This is a genomic window from Caballeronia sp. PC1, from assembly GCF_021353155.1.
In the GTDB taxonomy this organism is placed as follows: Bacteria; Pseudomonadota; Gammaproteobacteria; order Burkholderiales; family Burkholderiaceae; genus Caballeronia; species Caballeronia cordobensis.
This window is the reverse complement of the sequence record NZ_JAJUBH010000001.1, coordinates 1,394,972-1,413,863: the sequence shown is the minus strand read 5'-3', so window position 1 is coordinate 1,413,863 and position 18,892 is coordinate 1,394,972. Positions and strand designations below refer to the sequence as shown.

Sequence of the window (18,892 nt, the reverse complement as noted above, 5' to 3'; positions counted from 1 at the left end):
CGACGCTAGAATAAGAGTATTCCTAATCATATTGGCCGATCGGCCAGCGACTCCGACAGAAAGTCGATGAACGTCCGCACCTTCGTCGTCATGTATTTGCGGCTCGTGTACACCGCGTAGACGGACGGTGCGAAGGCCGTGTAGGCCGGCAGCACGCGCACGAGCGTGCCCGACGCCAGTTCGGGCTCGACGATCCACGCCGGAAAATACGCGAGCCCGAGTCCCGCGCGCACGAGCTGAAGCGCCATCGACGTATCGTTGGTCTTGAGCACGGCCTGATTCTTCACGACGAACGCGCCATCCGGACCGGTCAGCGTCACCGAATCGATGTTCGTGTAAGTGGGCAGCACGAAGCGATGCCGCGCGAGATCGTCGGGATGCCGCACGCGGCCATGCTTCTCGGAATACGTCTGCGAGCCCGCGAGCACGAAGGGCATCTTGCACAGAGGCCGCACGATCAGCGAGGGCGAGGGCTCGGACGTCGCGCGTATCGCCATGTCGTAGCCTTCCTCGACCAGATCGACGAAGCGGTTTTCCAGCCGCAGATCGACGAGCACGCCGGGATAGCGCGCCTGATACGCAACGAGCAAATCCGCGAACTTGCGATTCGCGAACCAGCCCGGCGCGGTCACTTTCAGCACGCCCTGCGGCTGCGCCGTCTGCACGCCGACGGCCGCCTCCGCGGCCTGAAGAATATCGAGTGCCTCGCTGCACTGTTCGTAGTACACGCTGCCGGCTTCGGTGAGACTCAAATGGCGCGTCGTGCGGTTCAGAAGGCGCACGCCCAACTGCCGTTCCAGATTGGCGACGTGCTTGCTCGTCATGGCCGTCGAGATATCGAGCCGCTCGGCGGCCTTGACGAAGCTGCCCGCCTCGACGACCTCCCGAAACACGCGCAAGCTGGTCAGAGCGTCCATCGATCATTTCCTGTCTGGAAACAAAACGCTAATGTTAGCCGGATTTATCGACGGGCGATGGTTGCATAGACTGCCGCAATCCACTTCCAAGGAGCGTTTGCAATGTCTACTGAATTCCGTTCGGCTTCGGCCGGCGCGCCGGCGCTTGCCGGCTATGCGCACGCGCTGCTGCGAATCGTCGCGTCGTATGTCGTGCTCACGCACGCGAGCGCGAAGCTCTTCCACGTTCCGCACATCGCGATGTTCGACGGCTTGCCGCTCTTTTCGCTGCTCGGCGCGGCGGGTGTCATCGAACTGGTCGGCGGCGCGCTCGTGCTGATCGGCCTGTTCACGCGCGCGGCGGCGTTCGTGCTGTCGGGCGAACTGGCGTTCGCGTATTTCATCGGTCACGCGCCGAAAGGCAACTTCTTGCTGCCGCTTCTGAATGGGGGCGAGCCGGCCGTGCTGCTGTCGTTCATCTATCTGTTCATCGCGGCGGCGGGGCCGGGCGCATGGAGCATCGACGCCCGGCGTTGACGATCACTTCGGCCACTCGTCGAGCGCGTCGTTGAAAAGCGACGCGACGACGCCGCGCAGCCACATCGTGCGCGCGTCGTTGTGAAACTTGCGATGCCAGTGCTGCTTCAGATCGAAGCGCGGAAGCGGCAGCGGCGGCTCGGCGAGCGTGATCGACGCATGCTCGGCGACGTAGGCGAAGCCGATCGCATGTGGCACCGTCGCGATCAGATCGGTGCGCGAGAGGATGAACGGCAAGCTCATGAAATGCGGCGTCTCCAGCACGGCGCGACGCCGGACGCGCTCCTTGTCGAGGTGATTCTCCAGAATCTCCTGGCTGCGGCCCTCGGCGCGCACGACCGCATGGCCGCATGCAAGAAAGCGCTCGAGCGTGAGCGGCTCGTTGGCGAAGGGATGATCGCGCCGCATCAGACAGATGAAGCGATGCGAGAACAGCCGCTGCTGAAAGAAGTTGTTGCCGCGCAGATCGGGAAAGTAGCCGACCGCGAGATCGATCTCGCCCGCTTCGAGCCCGCGTTCGACATCCCCGTGCGACGCCGACACCGAACGCAGATTCGCGCCCGGCGCGTGCTTCGCGAACGCCTGCAGGAGCCGCGGCAAAAACACGATCTCGCCGACATCGGATAGCGCGATCGAAAACGTGTCGGTGCTCGTCGACGGATCGAAGTGCTGCCGGTCGAGCAGGCCGCGCTCGATGCGCGCGAGCGCCTCGCGCGCCGCGGGCACGAGCGCGATAGTGCGCGGCGTCGGTTCCATGCCGCGCGACGTGCGCACGAAGAGCGGATCGTTGAAGTACTCGCGCAGGCGCGCAAGCGCCGTCGACACGCGCGGCTGACTCACGCCGAGGCGTTCGGCGGCGCGGCTTACGTTGCGCGTCTCGTCGATGGCGACGAGGTAGGGAATCAGGTTGAGATCGAGATCGTTCATGCTGGCTCGCGCGTGGTTGGAGCGTCAGCCGCGCCGCGCGACCATGTCCGATACGCGTTGCGCGGCTTCCTGAAGCGGCTCCAGAAATGCCTTCACCATCTGCTTCGCGTTCTTGCGCTGCGCGTTGCCGCTGATATTCAGCGCCGCGATCACGCGCCCCTGGCGGTCGCGGATCGGCGCGGACATCGAAATCAGACCTTCCTCCAGTTCCTGATCGACGATCGCCCAGCCTTGCCGGCGCACGACGGCGATCGCCTCCTTGAGCGCGTCCTTGTCGACGATGGTGCGCGGCGTGCGTGCGACGAGCGAACTCGCGTCGAGCGCATCGTCGAGCCGCGCGTCGTCGAGCGCGGCGAGCAGCACGCGGCCCATCGACGTGCAGAACGCGGGCAGACGGCTGCCGATCGACAGATTCTGCGTGATGATCTTGTGCGTCGGCACGCGCAGCACGTAGACGATTTCCGCGCCGTTCAGGACCGCCGCCGAGCAGCTCTCATGCACCTGTTCGACGAGATCCTCCATGACCGGTTCGGCGAGGTTCCAGAAGGGCATCGACGTTAGATAAGCGAAGCCGAGATCGAGAATTTTCGGCGTCAGTTGAAAGAGCCGCCCGTCCGCCTCGACATAGCCGAGCGCCTGCAGCGTCAGAAGAATGCGGCGCGCGCCGGCGCGCGTCAGGCCGGTGGCGGCGGCGACGTCGGTCAGCGTCTGTGCGGGGCGGTTCGCATCGAAGGAGCGGATCACGGCAAGCCCGCGCGCGAACGACTGCACGTAGGCATCGCCCGGACGCGACGGAGCGTCTTGCGCTTCGACTTCGCTGACTGGAGTTGAATTTTTCATAAGCCTCGATTCAATACACCGGTAAAAACCCGTACTTCGCACTTGCTTCGTTGACACGACAACGAATGCAGGACTACCATGCCGATGTTCGCTAAACGAATCCATGTTCGCATGACGAACATTTCAGCGCAAGTGTGCTGACGAGCAGGTAACCCCCAGTTCGAGACAGACAGGAACGGCAATGATCAACAAGATTTTCGATTCGCTCGCCTCGGCCGTAGCCGACGTCAATGACGGAGCGACCATCATGATCGGCGGATTCGGCACGGCGGGTATGCCGTCCGAGCTGATCGACGCGCTCATCGAGCAGGGCGCGCGCGAACTCACGATCGTCAACAACAACGCCGGCAACGGCGACACGGGCCTGGCCGCCTTGCTGAAGGCCAAGCGCGTGCGCAAGATCATCTGCTCGTTCCCGCGCCAGACCGATTCGCACGTGTTCGACGCGCTCTACCGCGCGGGCGAAATCGAACTGGAACTCGTGCCGCAGGGCAATCTGGCCGAGCGCATCCGCGCGGCGGGCGCGGGCATCGGCGGATTCTTCACGCCGACGGGTTACGGCACCAAGCTCGCGGAAGGCAAGGAAACGCGCGTGATCGACGGCAAGCATTACGTGCTCGAAGCGCCGCTGCACGCCGATTTCGCGCTCGTGAAGGCCTACAAGGGCGACCGCTGGGGCAATCTGGTCTATCGTAAAACTGCGCGCAACTTTGGCCCGATCATGGCGAGCGCCGCGAAGACGGCGATCGTGCAGGTGTCGAAGGTCGTACCGCTCGGCGAGCTGGACCCCGAAAACATCGTGACGCCGGGCATTTTCGTGCAGCGCGTCGTGGAAGTGCCGCAAGCCGCTCATGTGGACCAACTCGCCGCAGAACTCGCAGCCTAAGGAACTAAGCCATGAAGAAACTCACTCGTGACGAAATGGCCAAGCGCGTGGCCGCGGACATTCCCGAAGGCGCGTATGTGAACCTGGGCATCGGCGTGCCGACGCTCGTCGCCAATCATCTCGCGGCCGACCGCGAAATCTTCCTGCACAGCGAAAACGGTCTGCTCGGCATGGGCCCCGCGCCCGAGAAAGGCGCCGAAGACGACGAACTGATCAACGCCGGCAAGCAGCACGTCACGCTCCTGACGGGCGGCGCGTTTTTCCATCACGCGGATTCGTTCGCGATGATGCGCGGCGGCCATCTCGATTTCTGCGTGCTCGGCGCATTCCAGGTCTCGGCCACGGGCGATCTCGCGAACTGGCACACCGGCGCGCCCGACGCGATTCCGGCGGTCGGCGGCGCGATGGATCTCGCGATCGGCGCGAAGCAGGTCTACGTGATGATGGAACTGCTCACGAAGCAGGGCGAAAGCAAGCTCGTCGATGTCTGCACGTATCCGGTGACGGGCGTCGAATGCGTGAACCGCGTGTACACGGACCTCGCCGTCTTCGACGTGACGCCGGAAGGCTTCGTCGTGCGCGAGATGGTGGAAGGCTTGTCGTTCGATGAATTGCAGAAGCTGGCCAAGGTGCCGCTTCAATACGCGCCGCTGTCCGAGGCCGCCTGAGAGAACTGGAGACATAAACAATGAAAGAAGCATTCGTATGTGATGCGATCCGCACGCCGATCGGCCGCTACGGCGGTTCGCTCTCGTCCGTGCGCGCCGACGATCTCGGCGCGGTGCCGCTGCGTGCGCTCGTCGAGCGCAACAAGGAAGTGGACTGGGAAGCCATCGACGAAGTGATCTACGGCTGCGCGAATCAGGCGGGCGAAGACAACCGCAACGTCGCGCGCATGTCGGCGTTGCTGGCGGGTTTGCCCGTCGGCACGCCCGGCTCGACGGTGAACCGCCTGTGCGGCTCGGGCATGGACGCGATTGGCGTCGCCGCGCGCGCGATCAAGGCGGGCGAGACGAGCCTCATGATCGCGGGCGGCGTCGAAAGCATGAGCCGCGCGCCCTTCGTGATGGGCAAGGCAACGAGCGCGTTCTCGCGTTCCGCCGACATCCACGACACGACCATCGGCTGGCGTTTCATCAATCCGCTGATGAAGAAACAGTACGGCGTCGATTCGATGCCCGAAACCGCCGAGAACGTCGCGGACGACTACAAGATCAGCCGCGCCGATCAGGACGCGTTCGCATTGCGCAGCCAGCAGAAGGCCGCGCGCGCGCAGAAGGACGGCACGCTTAGCGCAGAAATCGTCGCGGTGACGATTCCGCAGAAAAAGGGCGATGCGCTTGTCGTCGATCGCGACGAGCATCCGCGTGAAACGAGCCTCGAAGCGCTCGCGAAGCTGAAGGGCGTCGTGCGCCCGGACGGCAGCGTGACGGCCGGCAACGCGTCGGGCGTGAACGACGGCGCGGTCGCCATGCTGATCGCCGACGAGGAAACCGCGAAGCGCAACGGCCTCACGCCGCGCGCGCGCATTCTCGGCCTCGCCACCGCCGGCGTGCCGCCGCGCGTGATGGGCATCGGTCCGGGTCCGGCGTCGCAGAAGCTGTTGAAGCGCCTCGGCATGACCATCGACCAGATGGACGTGATCGAGCTGAACGAAGCCTTCGCCTCGCAAGGGCTCGCCACGCTGCGCATGCTCGGCGTCGCGGACGACGATCCCCGCGTCAATCCGAATGGCGGCGCGATCGCGCTCGGCCATCCGCTCGGCGCGTCGGGCGCGCGGCTCGTGACGACCGCGAGCTATCAGCTCCAGCGCACCGGCGGCCGCTTCGCGCTGTGCACGATGTGCATCGGCGTGGGCCAGGGCATCGCGATGATCATCGAGCGTGTCTGACGGCATGTTCGACGCCAACGGACGTTTGACGGATCTGATCTGCGGCAACGCCGCGGCGAACGCCGTGTGGTCGCCGCGCGCGACCGTGCAGGCGATGCTCGACGTCGAAGCCGCGCTCGCGCGCGCGTCGGCGCTGCACGGCGTGATTCCGGCGAGCGCGGTGGACGCCATCGTGGCCGCGTGCAACGCCGACAACCTCGACGCCGACGCGCTGATGACCGGCGCGGCCGCGGGCGGCAATCTCGCGATTCCGCTCGTCAAGCAACTCACCGCCGTCGTGAAGGCGCGCGATGCCGAAGCCGCGAAGTACGTGCATTGGGGCGCGACGAGCCAGGACATCATCGATACGGGCGTCGTGCTGCAACTGCGCGCGGCGCTCGATCTGATCGATGCGGATCTGCGTTCGCTGTCGGGCGCGCTCGCTCAACAGGCGCAGGCGCACAAAGCGACGCCGATGATCGGCCGCACGTGGCTTCAGCAAGCGCTGCCGATCACGCTGGGTCTCAAGTTCGCGCAATGGCTCGATGCGGTGACGCGTCACCGTGCGCGGCTCGATGAACTGAAAGCGCGCGCCCTCGTGCTTCAGTTCGGCGGCGCGGCGGGTACGCTCGCGAGCCTGCGCGACAAAGGTTCATTGGTCGCGCAAGCGCTCGCGGACGACCTGAAACTCACGCTGCCCGCGTTGCCGTGGCACACGCAGCGCGATCGCATTGCCGAGGCCGCGTCGTTTTTCGGCATGCTGACGGGCACGCTCGGAAAGATCGCGCGCGACGTCTCGCTGATGATGCAGACCGAACTCGGCGAAGTCGCGGAACCGGCGGCGGCGGGCAAGGGCGGCTCGTCGACGATGCCGCACAAGCGCAATCCCGTCGGCTGCGCGGCCGTGCTGACCGCGGCGACGCGCGCGCCGAATCTCGTGGCGACGATCTTCGCCGGCATGGTTCAGGAGCACGAGCGCGCGCTGGGCGGCTGGCAGGCCGAATGGGAAGCGCTGCCCGATCTCGCGCGTCTGACGGCGGGCGCGTTGAGCAACATCAACGCGATCGTTCCGTCGATGGAAATCAACGCCGAACGGCTCGCCGCGAACCTGCGCATCACGAATGGCCTGATTCTCGGCGAAGCGGTGATGCTCGCGCTCGGCGACGCCATCGGCCGGCTGGATGCGCACAAGCTGGTGGAAGGCGCATCGAAGGCGTCGGTCGCGAACGGCACGCCGCTCTTCGACGCGCTCGCCGCCGATGAAACCGTCGCGCGTCATCTCTCGCAGGATCAACTCAAGTCATTGCTCGACCCGGCGAACTACGTCGGCCAGGCCCAGGCCTTCGTCGACGCTGCAATCGCCCATTCGAAAAAACAGGAGCGGTAAAAACCATGCCTCTTGCCGAAGTCAACGGAACGCGAATTCACTATCGCGTCGATGTCACCGCGGGCGACGACGCCCCGTGGCTCGTGCTGTCGAATTCGCTCGGCGCCGATGTCTCGATGTGGACGCCGAACATCGAGGCGTTCGCCAAGCACTATCGCGTGTTGCGCTACGACACGCGCGGCCACGGCCATTCTGACGTGCCGCCGGGGCCGTACACGATCGATCAACTGGTCGGCGACGTGATCGGCCTGATGGATCATCTCAAGATCGAGCGCGCGAATTACTGCGGCCTGTCGATGGGCGGGCTGACCGGTATCGGCCTGGCCGCCCGTCATCCGGCGCGCTTCGCACGTGTCGTGCTCTCGAACACCGCCGCGCTGATCGGCTCGGACGCCGTCTGGACGCCGCGCGCGGCGAAAGCGCGCGAGCCGGGCGGCATGCCCGCGCTGACCGACGCCGTCATCGCGCGCTGGTTCACCGCGCCGTTCATGGAACGCGAAGCGCTCGAAATGACGAATATCCGCGACGTGTTTCGCCATACCTCGGGCGACGGCTACGCGTCGAACTGCGAGGCGATCCGCGACGCCGACCTGCGCGGCGAAGCGAAGACGATCACGCTGCCGGTCCTCGTGATCGCGGGCACGCACGATCTCTCGACGACGGCCGAGCAGGGCCGCGAACTCGCGGGCTATATCGAAGGCTCGCGCTATATCGAACTGGACGCGGCGCATCTGTCGAATATCGAAAAACGCGACGACTACACGCGCGCCGTCCTCGACTTCCTCGGAGAATAACGATGACCGACGACGAACGTTACGAAGCCGGTATGAAGGTGCGCCGCGCGGTGCTGTCCGACGCGCACGTGGACCGCTCGCTCGAGAACCGCACGGAGCTGACGACGGAGTTCCAGAATTTCATCACGCGCTATGCGTGGGGCGAAATCTGGACGCGCGACGGCCTGCCGCGCCACACGCGCAGCCTTCTCACCATCGCGATGATGGTCGCGCTCAATCGCAGCGAGGAACTCGCGCTGCACTTGCGCGCCGCGAAAAACAACGGCGTGACGCAGGACGAGATCAAGGAAGTGCTGCTGCAGACGGCGGTGTATTGCGGCGTGCCGGCCGCGAATTCCGCCTTCCATCTCGCGCAGAAAATCTTCGACGAAGAACGCAAGGCGTAAGTGCTGACTTCTGCTGGTCGATGAAGCCGTCTGCGCGGTGTGCGCAGACGGCTTTTCTGCATCTTCAGAACGCGTAGTAGGGACCGGCGCCGGCGGGCGTCGGCCGTCCGGCGAGCGCCGTGAACACGCGGCGTCCGTAGAAGAACGGCAAGCCCCAGTCGAAATAGCCGCTGGCCGGCCCGGCGAGATTGTCGAAGGCGTAGTTGCCGGTGCCGAAGAGCGCCGACGATTGCGCGACCGTGAAGCGGACCGCGCTTTGCGCGCCGCTTTGCGAAACGATGGTCGCGGCGAGCGTTTGCGATGACGAAGGGCAATACCACACGCCGCAGCGGGTGAGCGCCGTCGAGGGGAAGAAGACGCCGTTCGATCCGCTGTCGATGAAGCTCGACCGGTACTGACTGCCGTCGAACTCGGTCGTCACGTAACCGGACGACGAACTCGACTTGAGCACGACCGCCGAGCCGAGCAGATTGTTCGACTGCGAGCCGATGCCGAAGGTCATCGTTCCTGTCACCGACGAAGCGCCGCCGTCCGGCACGTCCGGCAACTCGATCAGCACGCCGTTGTTGTCGGCGGCGAAATTCGCGACCGGATTCGTCACCTGCTGGGTCACTGCCAGCGTGGTCGCGACGCAATTGCCCGAGGTGCAGCTGTAATACCAGCGCGGCATCGCGGACGCCGCGCAGCCTGCGCCACAGTCCGCCGTGAACGGCCCGACGCCGAGAATGCCGTTGCCGCGCAGCGAGGACGCGCCGAGCATCGGCAGGCCGGACTGGCTGCAGTCCTGCGCGGCGTTCGGCGCGGCGCTGTCGGCGATCAACTGCACGGATGTGGAACTCGCGACGTGACCGGCCATGCGCACATCGGCCTTGCGCACCGCGCCCCACGTATAGCCCGTGCCGAACACCGCGCATTCCGCGATGACGGCGTTCGCGTTGCTGCCCGCGACGAGCGGCAGCGCGATCGACGGATTGAGCGCGGACGCCAGCACGCGCAGCCCGTGCGAACCGGTATCGACCTGAATATTGTCGATGGTCTGACAGTTGCTCGTGCCGGGCACGCAGATCGTCACGCTGGTTTGCAGCATGTTGCGCGTGCTGGTGGCCGTGCGCGTGACCTGGATTGGCTGGACGTTGGGCGTCGTCGATTGCACCACGGTCGTGTCGGTATTCGGCGCCGATGCCGGGCTTGCGGGCGCGGGCGCGCTTGCCGCCAGGGGCGCGCTCGCGGTGGCCGCCGGGGCAGCCGGCGTGGCCGGGGTCGAGGAGCCGCCGTTCGAGCCGCCGCCGCCTCCGCAGGCCTGGAGCAGGGCGCAAAGCGCGATCGTCGAGAGCAGGGAGCGTGTGATCATCGTCGGTCTCCTACTCGATATCCGCGGTGCTCACGCCCGGCGGCAGCGCGCTCGTGAGCCAGGCGCGGCCGCTGAACTCGCGCAGCCGCACGTGGTTCTCGACGACGAGATCGCCTCGCACGACGTGCGCCGTATGCAAACCGGCATCGCCCGCCGACGTACTCGCGCCTTCGCGGAACGTTTCGAAATACGTGCCGAGCAGCGCCTGGACATTCGCCATCGCGGGGCCGCGCCAGGAAACCGCGTAGACGTCGCCGTTCGAATCGACGTATTCGCGCACGACGATGCCATGCGCGTCGGTCGCCTCGTGATATTGCACGAGCCCGCCCTGAAGCCGGACCAGGGCATCGCCCTGCGGCCCGTTCACGGTGCGCCCGGTCGCACCGAGCTGAGCGTGGGCGGGCAATGTCACGCCAATCGCCAGCATGCTGAGGCCGGCCGCCGCGTAGTAAGGAATGCTGTTTTTCTTCACTGCTTTCTCTCCGTTATTTAGGACTCTTTTTATTTTGAGATGAAATTCTAGTGGGAAGAGCAAGCAAAGCGATACAGAGGGACGCGTGCCCGCAAAACGTGCCCGGATGCGAGGGAGAGCGGAAAGCCCGTTACGAATCAGCAGGTTGCGGGAAACGAAAGAGCAAATTGCCGATTTCGTTGAATGTCACAAATTGTCATTTCAACCAGATAAGTCTTAAATAAGAGACGTGGGTGCGCCAAGTGATTGCGCGTCGTCATATTTTTGCGTCTGAAAGCAAGTTAGCAAAAGGAGCGGCGAGCGTGGCCGCCGGACCTCTTTTTTTCACGGCGCGGCGCGGGACCGGTAAAATAACGGGTTGATCCACGGAAGAACGCCCGTGGCGTAGCGGAAGGACTTCTCCAAATGACAGATTTTCGTGTGACCAAGCGGATGGCTGCGCTGTTCGCGGTGGCTGGAATCGTGGCGGGATGCGGCTCGTCCAATCCCAACGCATTCAATTACAAGAGCGATCAGCGTTCGAAGCAGGTGTCTCTCGCCGTGCCGCCGAATCTGCTCGACGAAGCGGCCGACCAGCGTTCGCTGCCGCCGCAGGGCGGTCAGGCAACGCTGTCCGATCTGCAACAGATTCAGAAAGTCGCACCGAACGCGCCCACGGTGGTGCCGCCCGTCTCGGGCATGCACGTTCAGCGCGACGGCACCGAGCGCTGGCTCGTCATCGACGGCAAGACGCCCGATCAGGTCTGGCCGCAGGTCCGCCGTTTCTGGCAGGAGCAGGGCTTTCTGCTCGTCGTCGATCAGCGCGACAAGGGCGTGATGGAAACGGACTGGAACGAAACCCATCCGCAAATTTCCGACGGCCTGATTCGCGACACGCTCGCGAAGGCGACCGGCAACTCGTATGTCACGGCCGAGCGCAACAAGTACCGCACGCGCCTCGAAACCGCGCCCAGCGGCGGCACCTACGTGTTCATCAGCCAGAAGGGCATGCGCGAAGCGCTGACTGGCGTGAACAACGATTCGAGCCAATGGCAGGCGCGTCCGAACGATCCGGCGCTCGAGAACGAATACCTGAAGCGGCTGATGTCCTCGCTCGCGCTGGCCGACCAGCGCGTGGCGTCAGGCGGCGCGACGCCGCTGGACGCACCGGCACCGGCGCCGGCCGCCGGCGCGCAAGCCTCTAAGGGCGGCGATGCGAAGGCCGCGTCGGTCGCGGCGCAGAACGTCGCGCTCGCGGGCAACTCGCCGATCCGAAACGAGGTCGTGCCCGAAGCCACGACGTCGCAGCTGACCTTGCCGGAAGCTTACGATCGCGCGTGGCTGCGCGTGGGCATCGCGCTCGATCGCGCCAACTTCACGGTGGACGACCGCGACCGCAACAAGGGCGTCTACTACGTGCGCTACGTGGATCCGACGGACAAGTCGTCGGCGGAGCAGGGCTTCTGGAGCCAGGTCTTCCACGGCCGCAAGGAAATGAAAGCGAAGCAGTATCAGGTCAACGTGCGCGCCGTCACCGAGCAGCAGACGCGTATCGCGGTGGTCGACGACAAGGGCGATGTCGATTCGTCGCCGCAAGCGCGTCAGATCATGGCCTTGCTCGCGGACCAAATCAGCTAATCGTTCTTCCGGGCACGATTTGAAACGAACCGCCTCCTTCGCGAGGCGGTTTTTTTGCGTCTTTTTTCTCGCGCAAACGATGGTCGCGAGCATCTCTTCAGCATGCACAGAAATGCGAGACTCGCCCGCGAATTGCGCAGACAATTCTTTCTATCGTCGAATGTGCGCAAAAGCTTATAGAAATCGGCGCATGGACAGTACATTGCATCAATGGCGCGACACGCCGCCCGAACGTTCACCGAAAGCGCGCTGACCCGGCGCGCCACCGCCTAGACAAGCAGATGATCGGTTCGCCACGCGCGAACCCCGATGGCCCCGTCGCCTATCCTCGTAGGGCGACGGTTTTCGCCCGCGTTTCAATTGGAACGCGGGCTTTTTCTTTGAATTTTCCTGGCGCGTTTCAGCGGGCTCCGGCGAGCGCCGTTATGCTCCTGCTTTCATCTTCAATCGGATAGAGGAGAAACGCCATGTCGGAAGTCGCCGTCGTCGCCATTCTGGTCGCGAAGCCGGGCAGGGAAGAGGAATTGAGGCAGGTGCTCGAAGCCAACGTCGCGCCGACGCGAAAGGAGGCGGGCGCGCTGCAGTACGACTTGCACCGCGACATCACGGAGCCGCGGCGCTTTATTTTCGTCGAGCGCTGGGAGAGCGAGGCCGCGCTCGCGAAGCACGGCGAGTCGGCGCATATTCAGGCGTTTCGCGCAAAAGCGCCCGATCTGTGCGAGCACACCGAAGTGCGCGTCGCGAGCAAGATTCTCTGATTAGTGCGTTTCGTGCGGAACGTCGAGAATCAGGACGATGGTCCAGTCGGCGTCGCCGTCGTGATGATACTGGCGCTCCGCGACGATGAACGGCTGCTGCTTGCCGGCCGGTCCGAGAAAAAGCACGTCGCCTTCCACCGGCAGGCACTCCACGGGCGGCAGCGCCAGAAGCGCGTCCTTGTTCGCGTTGCGCGGCATCAGTTTCTCGATTTTGCGCGATGCCGCTTCGGTCCATTCGATATCGAGCTGGATATTGCTCATGCTGTCGTTCGCACGGTGAGTGCGCTCCACGGTTGAATCGTTGAAAAGACGATGCGCAATGTAGCACACGCCGTGCGCGATCCATGAGGCGCGTCGAACGAAAAAGCGGCCCGCGGGCCGCTCGTTTCACCGTGCGCCGAAGCGCCCGCAACACGCAGTTCGCTCAGATCGCTTCGTAAAGCGGCAGCGTCAGAAACTCGGTGAAATCCGCCGAGGTCGACATGTCCTCGAAGATCTTCGCGGCGCGATCGTACGGCTTCGTGTCGGCGCCCGACGCCTTGACGCTTTGCTTCACCTTCTCCAGTTCGTCGACGGTGATCTCGCGCACCATCGCGGCCGTGACCTTGCGGCCGTCGTCGAGCTTGCCCTTCGGCGAGCGGATCCACTGCCACACTTGCGAGCGCGAGATTTCGGCGGTCGCGGCGTCTTCCATCAGATTGTGGATCGGCACGCAGCCATTGCCCGCGAGCCACGAACCGAGATAGTGGATGCCGACGTTCACGTTGTTGCGCAGTCCCGCTTCGGTGATCGGCTCTTCCGGGCGGAAGTCGAGCAGGTCGTGCGCGGTCACTTGCACGTCGGTGCGCTGCTTGTCGATCTGATTCGGCCTGTCGCCGAGCACCTTCACGAATTCTTCCATCGCGAGCGGCACGAGACCGGGATGCGCGACCCAGCCGCCGTCGTAGCCGTCGGTGGCGTCGCGGGCCTTGTCGGAGCGCACACCGCTCATGGCGCGGTCGTTCGCGGCGGGATCGTTCTTGATCGGAATCAGCGCGGACATGCCGCCGATTGCCGGCGCATTGCGCTTGTGGCAGGTTCTCAGCAGTTCGAGCGCGTAGGCGCGCATGAACGGCGCGGTCATGGTGATCTTCGCGCGGTCCGCGAGGCAAAAGTCCGTGTCGTTTTTGAACTTCTTGATCGCCGAGAAGATGTAGTCCCAGCGGCCCGCGTTCAGGCCGGAACTGTGCTCGCGCAGTTCATAGAGAATCTCGTCCATCTCGAACGCGGCGAGAATCGTTTCGACGAGCACCGTCGCGCGAATCGTGCCGCGCGGAATGCCCACGGCCTCCTGTGCCGCGACGAAGATATCGTTCCACAGGCGCGCTTCGAGATGGCTTTCCATCTTCGGCAGATAGAAGTACGGGCCGCTGCCGCGCGCGATCAGTTCCTTCGCGTTATGAAAGAGAAAGAGCGCGAAATCGAAAATGCCGCCCGAGACGCGCTGGCCGTCGACGCTCACGTGCTTTTCATCGAGATGCCAGCCGCGCGGGCGCACGATCAGCGTCGCGACCGTGTCGTTGAGCTTGTACGACTTGCCATTCTGTTCCAGCGAAATCGTGCGGCGCACCGCTTCCTTCAGGTTGATCTGGCCGACGATCTGGTTGTCCCAGTTCGGCGCGTTCGAATCCTCGAAGTCGGTCATGTACGAATCCGCGCCGGAGTTGAGCGCGTTGATGATCATCTTGCGCTCGACAGGGCCGGTGATCTCGACGCGGCGGCATTGCAGATCCTTCGGCAGCGGCGCGACTTTCCAGTCGCCTTCGCGGATCGACTTCGTTTCTTCGAGAAAGCCCGGGCGTTCGCCGGCATCGAGACGCTTCGTGCGCTCGACGCGCGCCGCGAGCAATTGCTGGCGGCGCGGCTCGAACTGGCGATGCAGCGCGGCGACGAATTCGAGCGCCTCGGGCGTCAGAATGGCCTCGTAGCCGGGCTTGATGTCGGCGGGGATTGCCATGCCTTTCGGAAGCGAAAGCGAGTTGGAGGGATGCGTCATGGTTTTCTCCTTGGTCGGTCAGACGGTTTTGCTGGTTTTGACTTGGGTGTTGCCGATGCGGCGTTGCGGCTTGCGCAGCCGCTTTCGATGAAGGCGATGAGTTCGTCCATGCCGCGCCCGCTGGCGTCCGGCGCAACGCCGAGTTGCTCCACGGGCAGCGCGGCGCGGTTGATCCAGAACGTCGTGTAGCCGAACCAGGCCGCGCCCGCGATGTCCCAGCCGTTCGACGACACGAACACGAAGTCGCGCGCCTGAAGCTCGGTCGCGCCGAATGCACGCGTGCCGAGCGCGTAGGCGGCCGGGGCGGGCTTGTAGGCGCGCACGGCATCGACGGAAAGGACGTGATCGAAGAGGCCGCTCATGCCGGCGCTTTTCACGGCGACGTCGAGCATCGGCGGATTGCCGTTCGACAGAATCGCGAGCGGCACATCGAAGCGTTCGCGCAATTGCCTGAGCGCGGGCACGGTGTCGGGGAAGGCGGACAGGCACGCGTATTCGTCCATCAGGCGCTTTTCGGCGGCGGGCGTCAGCGCGCCGGCGAGATCGAGCCGCGCCGCGGCGTGCCGCAGCGCATCGATCGTGACGGTCCAGAACGGCGTGTAATGCGCGCCCGCCGGATCGGCGAGCGTGCGCAACTGCGCGTATTCGATCTGCTTTTGGCGCCAGAGCTGCGAGAGCGCGTCGCCGTGGCCGGGAAAAAGCTGCTCGGCGGCTGCGACGACCGAATGGACGTCGAAGAGCGTGCCGTAAGCGTCGAAGAGGACTGCGCGGGGCCGGACGATATAAGCGGATGAAGATGATGCGGTTGTCGTTATGGCCGACATTGCCTTGCGCTCCGTGTAGAGGTCGGTTGAATTGTATTCGTGATCTGAGTGATGGAAAAAGGCTCGCTGAATCACTTGATCTTTTACTTTTCGACACCTAATCTGAGCGCTAGCGACCACATTGACGACGAACACGCATGGATCGATTCAAGCAGATTGAGACTTTCGCCTCCGTCGCGGCGAAGGGCAGCCTGTCGGCGGCGGCGCAGGCGGAGGGCATCGCGCCGGCGGTCATCGGACGGCGGCTGGATGCGCTCGAAGAGCGGCTCGGCGTGAAGCTGCTCGTGCGCACGACGCGCAAGATCACGCTCACGTTCGAAGGCTCCGCGTTTCTCGAAGACTGCCAGCGCATCATCAACGACATGCAGAACGCGGAGGCGAGCGTGTCGGCGGGCGGCGTGAAGGCGAGCGGGCATTTGCGCGTCTCGGCCCCGGCGGGTTTCGGGCGGCGGCACGTCGCGCCGCTGGTGCCGAAATTCACGACGGTGCATCCGGATGTGTCGGTGAGTCTCGATCTGACCGACCGCATGGTCGATCTCGTCAACGAAGGCTTCGATTGCGCGGTGCGCCTGGGCGAACTGCCGGATTCGTCCCTCGTGTCGCTCAAGCTGGGGGAGAACCGGCGCGTGTGCATCGCGTCGCCGGACTATCTGACCGCGCGCGGCGAGCCGGCCGATCTCGCCGCGCTCGCGCATCACAACTGTCTCGCGCTGGGCGCGTCGGCGAATCAGCAGCGCGGGTGGGTGTTCCAGCAGGACGGCAAGGTCGTGACGATCAAGGTCTCCGGCACGATGGAATGCTCGGACGGCGCGGTGCTGCACGAATGGTGCCTCGAAGGCCGCGGCCTTGCGTGGCGCTCGTGGTGGGAGGTCGGCGAGGATATCGGCGCGGGGCGTCTTCTCAGCGTGCTCGATGCGTTCGCCGCGCCGCCCATTGGCATCCATGCGGTGTTTCCGCAGAGAAGGCACTTGCCGTTGCGCGTGCGGCTCTTTCTCGATTTGCTCAAGCATACGTATAACGCGACCGGATATTGGGGCGATTAGGCCGTTCGGAATCCTATGTACGCGCGCTGCGCGTTACTACAATGCAACCATGCACTCACGTTAAGAAGAGGACGCCATGTTCAAACACATCCTCGTGCCGACCGACGGCTCGGAACTGTCGCAAAAGGCCATCGACGGCGCGATCGATCTCGCGCAATCTGTCGGCGCGCGCATCACGGCTTATGCGTGTCTGCCGCAGTATCCGTATTCGCCGTTCGCCGATGTCGCCGTCGAGCCGCCCGACGACTTCCACGCGCGCGCCGAAAACGAAGCCCGCGAACACCTGCGCGCCGTCGAGCGCGCCGCCGAAAGCGCGGGCGTGCCCTGCGCGAGCGTGACGAGCATCGAAGCCGCGCCGTATATCGGCATCATCGAAGCGGCGGAGCAAAACGGCTGCGACGTGATTCTGATGGCCTCGCACGGGCGGCGCGGTCTCGGCAGCCTGCTCATCGGCAGCGAAACGCAGCGCGTGCTCACGCACACCAAGATTCCCGTGATCGTGTACCGGTGAGGTCCAAACGGAAGCGCACCTGCGATGCGCTTTCGTTTGAACGGCGGCGGTGGCGCATTGCTGCATGCGTCACCGCCGCCGTCCTGTTCACCGCTCTCCCTGATTCAGCCTGCTATCAAGCCACCTTCTTGTCGAAGAACTGCTCGTCTTCGGTCGAGCCGTGCAGCGCGGTCGTCGATGCGTCGCGCTCCACCGTCTGCGTGACCGCATCGAAATAGCCCGTGCCCACTTCGCGCTGATGCTTGACCGCCGTGAAGCCCTTGTCGGCGGCGGCAAACTCGGCCTGCTGCAACTCGACGAACGCGCTCATCTGCGAACGCGCGTAGCCGTGCGCGAGGTTGAACATCGAGTAGTTCAGCGCGTGGAAGCCGGCCAGCGTGATGAACTGGAACTTGTAGCCCATCGCGCCCAACTCGCGCTGGAACTTGGCGATGGTCGCGTCGTCCAGATTCTTCTTCCAGTTGAACGACGGCGAGCAGTTGTAGGACAGCATCTTGTCCGGGAACTGCTTGTGGATCGCCTCGGCGAACTTCTTCGCGTATTCCAGATCCGGCTTGCCCGTTTCGCACCACACGAGATCCGCATAGGGCGCGTAGGCGAGGCCGCGCGACACCGCCTGTTCCAGGCCCGGCTTGGTGCGGAAGAAGCCTTCCACGGTGCGCTCGCCGGTGAGGAACGGCTTGTCGTTGTCGTCGATGTCGGAGGTGACGAGATCGGCGGCTTCGGCGTCGGTGCGGGCGACGAGCACGGTCGGCACGCCGCACACGTCCGCCGCGAGACGCGCGGCCGTGAGCTTCGCGACGTTTTCGCGCGTCGGCACGAGCACCTTGCCGCCCATGTGGCCGCACTTCTTGACCGAGGCGAGCTGGTCTTCGAAGTGCACGCCCGCGGCGCCGGCTTCGATCATCGCTTTCATCAGTTCGAAGGCGTTCAGCACGCCGCCGAAACCGGCTTCGGCATCGGCCACGATCGGCGCGAAGTAGTCGATATACCCTTCGTCGCCCGGATTCTTGCCTTCCGACCACTGAATCTGATCGGCGCGCGTGAGCGTATTGTTGATGCGCTTCACGACGAGCGGCACCGAATTCGCCGGATACAGCGACTGGTCGGGATACATTTCGCCCGCGACGTTGGCGTCCCCAGCCACCTGCCAGCCCGACAGATAAATCGCCTTGAGGCCGGCCTTGACCTGCTGCATCGCCTGATTGCCGGTCAGCGCGCCGAGCGCGTTGACGAAGGGCTCCTCGTTGATCGACTCCCACAGCTTTTCGGCGCCGCGGCGTGCGAGCGAGTGCTCCTGATGCACCGAGCCGCGCAGACGCACGACGTCCTCCGCCGAGTAGCCGCGCTTGATGCCTTTCCAGCGCGGATCGGCTTCCCATTGCTGCTGGAGTTGCTGAGCTTGTTGTTGACGTGAGGTCATAGCGTTTCTCCTTGAGATTGGACTGAACGACGAATGTTGAATCGATGTTCCTGACGACTTGAGCGCCGTGAGCCGGATTCGGCTGTCTGCGTTTGCTCAACTCTTATATAAGAGTCTAGGCAAATGCCCTCTCGCGAGACACCCCTCGGGCGGAGATTTTCGGATTATTTTTCCTCATTGAATTCAATGATATACAGGCGTTATATCGTATCGTGGAATGCCTTTTTCTATCTTGCAACGGGCGGCATGGTGCCGCGCAGCACATCTTTTGCGACGCAAAAGACCATTCCATATCGTGAAATATGGCGACAAGGCGAAAAAAACCGATGCGCGAG

General features: G+C 64.3%; 20 protein-coding genes. 11 read left to right on the top strand and 9 right to left on the bottom strand.

All coding sequences use genetic code 11. The annotated features are described in order from the left end of the window. Positions 1-26: 26 nt before the first annotated feature. Complete coding sequence (locus LY284_RS06765) at positions 27-917, bottom strand: LysR family transcriptional regulator (protein WP_014191075.1); 891 nt, start codon at positions 915-917, stop codon at positions 27-29. A 102-nt stretch (positions 918-1,019) separates the two neighbouring features. On the opposite strand from LY284_RS06765, the gene LY284_RS06760 reads away from it, so the two are divergent. Next, complete coding sequence (locus LY284_RS06760) at positions 1,020-1,433, top strand: DoxX family protein (protein ID WP_014191076.1); 414 nt, start codon at positions 1,020-1,022, stop codon at positions 1,431-1,433. A 3-nt stretch (positions 1,434-1,436) separates the two neighbouring features. Here LY284_RS06760 and LY284_RS06755 read toward each other — a convergent pair whose 3' ends face one another. Both LY284_RS06755 and LY284_RS06750 read right to left on the bottom strand, forming a co-directional pair. Continuing rightward, on the bottom strand, positions 1,437-2,360 hold the full coding sequence (locus LY284_RS06755) for a LysR family transcriptional regulator (protein ID WP_014191077.1): 924 nt from the start codon (positions 2,358-2,360) through the stop codon (positions 1,437-1,439). 24 nt (positions 2,361-2,384) lie between these two features. Continuing rightward, positions 2,385-3,200: an IclR family transcriptional regulator gene (locus LY284_RS06750; RefSeq protein ID WP_014191078.1), complete on the bottom strand. Its 816-nt coding sequence runs from the start codon at positions 3,198-3,200 to the stop codon at positions 2,385-2,387. Positions 3,201-3,381: 181 nt separating this feature from the next. Here LY284_RS06750 and LY284_RS06745 point away from each other — a divergent pair, with 181 nt between their 5' ends. The 6 genes from LY284_RS06745 to pcaC are packed head-to-tail and all read left to right on the top strand — an operon-like array spanning position 3,382 to position 8,523. Further along, positions 3,382-4,086, top strand: a complete 705-nt coding sequence (locus LY284_RS06745) for a 3-oxoacid CoA-transferase subunit A (protein WP_014191079.1) — start codon at positions 3,382-3,384, stop codon at positions 4,084-4,086. Positions 4,087-4,097: 11 nt separating this feature from the next. Beyond that, complete coding sequence (locus LY284_RS06740) at positions 4,098-4,754, top strand: 3-oxoacid CoA-transferase subunit B (RefSeq protein ID WP_014191080.1); 657 nt, start codon at positions 4,098-4,100, stop codon at positions 4,752-4,754. Between the two features lie 20 nt (positions 4,755-4,774). Further along, positions 4,775-5,977, top strand: a complete 1,203-nt coding sequence (gene pcaF / locus LY284_RS06735; RefSeq protein ID WP_045450449.1) for a 3-oxoadipyl-CoA thiolase — start codon at positions 4,775-4,777, stop codon at positions 5,975-5,977. Between the two features lie 4 nt (positions 5,978-5,981). Then, positions 5,982-7,343: a 3-carboxy-cis,cis-muconate cycloisomerase gene (locus tag LY284_RS06730; protein WP_014191082.1), complete on the top strand. Its 1,362-nt coding sequence runs from the start codon at positions 5,982-5,984 to the stop codon at positions 7,341-7,343. Between the two features lie 5 nt (positions 7,344-7,348). Further along, positions 7,349-8,137: a 3-oxoadipate enol-lactonase gene (gene pcaD / locus LY284_RS06725; RefSeq protein WP_014191083.1), complete on the top strand. Its 789-nt coding sequence runs from the start codon at positions 7,349-7,351 to the stop codon at positions 8,135-8,137. Between the two features lie 2 nt (positions 8,138-8,139). Beyond that, positions 8,140-8,523, top strand: coding sequence for a 4-carboxymuconolactone decarboxylase (pcaC, locus tag LY284_RS06720; RefSeq protein WP_014191084.1), 384 nt, complete (start codon positions 8,140-8,142; stop codon positions 8,521-8,523). A gap of 64 nt (positions 8,524-8,587) precedes the next feature. Here pcaC and LY284_RS06715 read toward each other — a convergent pair whose 3' ends face one another. Together LY284_RS06715 and LY284_RS06710 are read right to left on the bottom strand one after the other, a co-directional pair. Further along, positions 8,588-9,874 (bottom strand): DUF3443 domain-containing protein, encoded by a 1,287-nt coding sequence (locus LY284_RS06715; protein ID WP_014191085.1) that lies wholly within the window; start codon positions 9,872-9,874, stop codon positions 8,588-8,590. 10 nt (positions 9,875-9,884) lie between these two features. Continuing rightward, positions 9,885-10,346: a DUF2844 domain-containing protein gene (locus tag LY284_RS06710; RefSeq protein ID WP_014191086.1), complete on the bottom strand. Its 462-nt coding sequence runs from the start codon at positions 10,344-10,346 to the stop codon at positions 9,885-9,887. Positions 10,347-10,751: 405 nt separating this feature from the next. Here LY284_RS06710 and bamC point away from each other — a divergent pair, with 405 nt between their 5' ends. Together bamC and LY284_RS06700 are read left to right on the top strand one after the other, a co-directional pair. Continuing rightward, entirely contained in the window at positions 10,752-11,963 is a 1,212-nt protein-coding gene (bamC, locus tag LY284_RS06705) for an outer membrane protein assembly factor BamC (RefSeq protein WP_014191087.1), read from the top strand. A gap of 467 nt (positions 11,964-12,430) precedes the next feature. Next, positions 12,431-12,721, top strand: a complete 291-nt coding sequence (locus tag LY284_RS06700; protein WP_014191088.1) for a putative quinol monooxygenase — start codon at positions 12,431-12,433, stop codon at positions 12,719-12,721. Here the strand turns inward: LY284_RS06700 and LY284_RS06695 are convergent, their stop codons facing one another. From LY284_RS06695 to LY284_RS06685, 3 genes are all read right to left on the bottom strand, one after another. Continuing rightward, a complete protein-coding gene (locus LY284_RS06695; RefSeq protein WP_014191089.1) occupies positions 12,722-12,982 on the bottom strand; it encodes a hypothetical protein in 261 nt (86 codons plus the stop codon). A gap of 163 nt (positions 12,983-13,145) precedes the next feature. Further along, a complete protein-coding gene (gene aceB / locus LY284_RS06690) occupies positions 13,146-14,756 on the bottom strand; it encodes a malate synthase A (RefSeq protein WP_014191090.1) in 1,611 nt (536 codons plus the stop codon). Continuing rightward, positions 14,753-15,580, bottom strand: a complete 828-nt coding sequence (locus tag LY284_RS06685; RefSeq protein WP_045450450.1) for a haloacid dehalogenase type II — start codon at positions 15,578-15,580, stop codon at positions 14,753-14,755. The genes aceB and LY284_RS06685 overlap by 4 nt, the downstream gene beginning before the upstream one ends. Positions 15,581-15,717: 137 nt before the next feature. Here LY284_RS06685 and LY284_RS06680 point away from each other — a divergent pair, with 137 nt between their 5' ends. Together LY284_RS06680 and LY284_RS06675 are read left to right on the top strand one after the other, a co-directional pair. Further along, entirely contained in the window at positions 15,718-16,623 is a 906-nt protein-coding gene (locus LY284_RS06680; protein ID WP_014191092.1) for a LysR family transcriptional regulator, read from the top strand. Positions 16,624-16,699: 76 nt separating this feature from the next. Beyond that, positions 16,700-17,134 carry a universal stress protein gene (locus LY284_RS06675; protein ID WP_014191093.1) on the top strand — a complete coding sequence of 145 codons (435 nt, stop codon included), beginning with the start codon at positions 16,700-16,702 and terminating at the stop codon, positions 17,132-17,134. A 115-nt stretch (positions 17,135-17,249) separates the two neighbouring features. Here LY284_RS06675 and aceA read toward each other — a convergent pair whose 3' ends face one another. Further along, positions 17,250-18,557, bottom strand: a complete 1,308-nt coding sequence (aceA, locus tag LY284_RS06670) for an isocitrate lyase (protein ID WP_014191094.1) — start codon at positions 18,555-18,557, stop codon at positions 17,250-17,252. Positions 18,558-18,892: the final 335 nt, after the last annotated feature.

Excerpts from the sequence above, each read along its gene's own strand:
- LY284_RS06740 (WP_014191080.1), top strand. The coding sequence starts at position 4,098 with ATGAAGAAACTCACTCGTGACGAAATGGCCAAGCGCGTGGCCGCGGAC.
- LY284_RS06745 (WP_014191079.1), top strand. The coding sequence starts at position 3,382 with ATGATCAACAAGATTTTCGATTCGCTCGCCTCGGCCGTAGCCGACGTC.
- LY284_RS06680 (WP_014191092.1), top strand. The coding sequence starts at position 15,718 with ATGGATCGATTCAAGCAGATTGAGACTTTCGCCTCCGTCGCGGCGAAG.
- LY284_RS06700 (WP_014191088.1), top strand. The coding sequence starts at position 12,431 with ATGTCGGAAGTCGCCGTCGTCGCCATTCTGGTCGCGAAGCCGGGCAGG.
- LY284_RS06760 (WP_014191076.1), top strand. The coding sequence starts at position 1,020 with ATGTCTACTGAATTCCGTTCGGCTTCGGCCGGCGCGCCGGCGCTTGCC.
- pcaC (WP_014191084.1), top strand. The coding sequence starts at position 8,140 with ATGACCGACGACGAACGTTACGAAGCCGGTATGAAGGTGCGCCGCGCG.
- LY284_RS06675 (WP_014191093.1), top strand. The coding sequence starts at position 16,700 with ATGTTCAAACACATCCTCGTGCCGACCGACGGCTCGGAACTGTCGCAA.
- aceB (WP_014191090.1), bottom strand. The coding sequence starts at position 14,756 with ATGACGCATCCCTCCAACTCGCTTTCGCTTCCGAAAGGCATGGCAATC.
- LY284_RS06730 (WP_014191082.1), top strand. The coding sequence starts at position 5,982 with ATGTTCGACGCCAACGGACGTTTGACGGATCTGATCTGCGGCAACGCC.
- LY284_RS06750 (WP_014191078.1), bottom strand. The coding sequence starts at position 3,200 with ATGAAAAATTCAACTCCAGTCAGCGAAGTCGAAGCGCAAGACGCTCCG.
- bamC (WP_014191087.1), top strand. The coding sequence starts at position 10,752 with ATGACAGATTTTCGTGTGACCAAGCGGATGGCTGCGCTGTTCGCGGTG.
- LY284_RS06755 (WP_014191077.1), bottom strand. The coding sequence starts at position 2,360 with ATGAACGATCTCGATCTCAACCTGATTCCCTACCTCGTCGCCATCGAC.
- LY284_RS06695 (WP_014191089.1), bottom strand. The coding sequence starts at position 12,982 with ATGAGCAATATCCAGCTCGATATCGAATGGACCGAAGCGGCATCGCGC.
- pcaD (WP_014191083.1), top strand. The coding sequence starts at position 7,349 with ATGCCTCTTGCCGAAGTCAACGGAACGCGAATTCACTATCGCGTCGAT.
- pcaF (WP_045450449.1), top strand. The coding sequence starts at position 4,775 with ATGAAAGAAGCATTCGTATGTGATGCGATCCGCACGCCGATCGGCCGC.
- LY284_RS06715 (WP_014191085.1), bottom strand. The coding sequence starts at position 9,874 with ATGATCACACGCTCCCTGCTCTCGACGATCGCGCTTTGCGCCCTGCTC.
- aceA (WP_014191094.1), bottom strand. The coding sequence starts at position 18,557 with ATGACCTCACGTCAACAACAAGCTCAGCAACTCCAGCAGCAATGGGAA.
- LY284_RS06765 (WP_014191075.1), bottom strand. The coding sequence starts at position 917 with ATGGACGCTCTGACCAGCTTGCGCGTGTTTCGGGAGGTCGTCGAGGCG.
- LY284_RS06685 (WP_045450450.1), bottom strand. The coding sequence starts at position 15,580 with ATGTCGGCCATAACGACAACCGCATCATCTTCATCCGCTTATATCGTC.